Origin of the sequence: Stenotrophomonas sp. B1-1 (genome assembly GCF_010894375.1) — a bacterium.
Taxonomy (GTDB): Bacteria; Pseudomonadota; Gammaproteobacteria; order Xanthomonadales; family Xanthomonadaceae; genus Stenotrophomonas.
This window is the reverse complement of the sequence record NZ_JAAIUZ010000057.1, coordinates 1-1,149: the sequence shown is the minus strand read 5'-3', so window position 1 is coordinate 1,149 and position 1,149 is coordinate 1. Positions and strand designations below refer to the sequence as shown.

The window sequence follows — 1,149 nt, the reverse complement described above, 5'->3', positions numbered from 1 at the left end:
GGCGTGGATCTTATCTCTTGCCGATCTGGCACCTTGGGTGCCGAGAGCCCGGCGTGGGCGACCGTGTGGATCCAGGTCTTGCGACCGTGAAGTAGCTTGGGTCCCCACGCCGGATTCTCCCTGAACCGCCCGAACAGTTGGTTGAGTTGGCGCTCGAACTGATAAGACTGGGCAAGCGGGGGGAGCTCTCGACCCTGTCAGCCTAGCGGAGTTCTGCCATGTTTGGGATCGGGATCGATGTCAGCAAAGCCACGCTGGATGTGGCTGTCCATGAAGAGCAATTTCGCCAATTCAGCAACGACAAGCGTGGCTTTGTCGGTCTGATTCGGTGGCTGAAGAAGTGGCCCATCAAGCAGGTTGTTCTTGAGGCCAGCGGGGGTTACGAGCATGCCGTCCTGGATGCTTTGCACGCTGCCGGTCTGCCCATGGTGCGCATCAACCCAGCTCGGGCACGACGGTTTGCCCAAGGCACCGGCCGGGCTGCAAAAACCGATCGGCTCGATGCCACGGTGCTGGCCGAGATGGCCCATTTGTTGAAACTGACTCGCTATGTGCCACCTGCACCTTGGCAACAGCGTTTGGCTGAATTTGCGCAGTGCCGTAGGCATCTTGTGCAGATGAGGGTCAGTGAAACGCAGCGCTTGCGGCGTTTGGTTGATCCTGCTCTGATCGCAATAAAGCAACGCCATATAGCTCAGTTATCTGAAGACCTGAAGCAATTGGATAGAGCTATCGCTGAGCAGCTTGAAGGACAGCCGGGCTGGAAAGAGATCGGCTCACTCAAGGGCGTCGGACCAATTCTTGTCAGTACCCTTGCCTGCGAGTTGCCCGAGCTCGGCAGCTTGGGGGGCAAAGCCATTGCGTCACTGGTGGGGGTGGCCCCAATGAACCGTGAAAGCGGCACCTGGCATGGCCAGCGGCGCATCAGTGGCGGGCGCGCGGTAGTACGCGAAGCCCTTTACATGGCGGCCCTGACGGCCATCCGGTACGAGCCGAAACTCCGCGATTTCTATGCGGGGCTGAAAGCCAAGGGTAAGGCGAGCAAGGTGGCCCTCGTTGCGGTCATGCGCAAAATGCTGGTGATCCTCAATGCCCGCAAGCGGGACGCCGAGGTGGCCCTCGGCAGCCCCTGACAAGACAGTTGCTACT

General features: G+C 59.8%; 1 protein-coding gene. It reads left to right on the top strand.

What is annotated here, in order from left to right; all coding sequences use genetic code 11:
• The first annotated feature begins 218 nt into the window (after positions 1 to 218).
• Positions 219 to 1,133: an IS110 family transposase gene (locus G4G00_RS21725; RefSeq protein WP_164276644.1), complete on the top strand. Its 915-nt coding sequence runs from the start codon at positions 219 to 221 to the stop codon at positions 1,131 to 1,133.
• Positions 1,134 to 1,149: the final 16 nt, after the last annotated feature.

Coding starts and splice junctions, on each gene's coding strand:
- G4G00_RS21725 (WP_164276644.1), top strand. CDS start 219: ATGTTTGGGATCGGGATCGATGTCAGCAAAGCCACGCTGGATGTGGCT.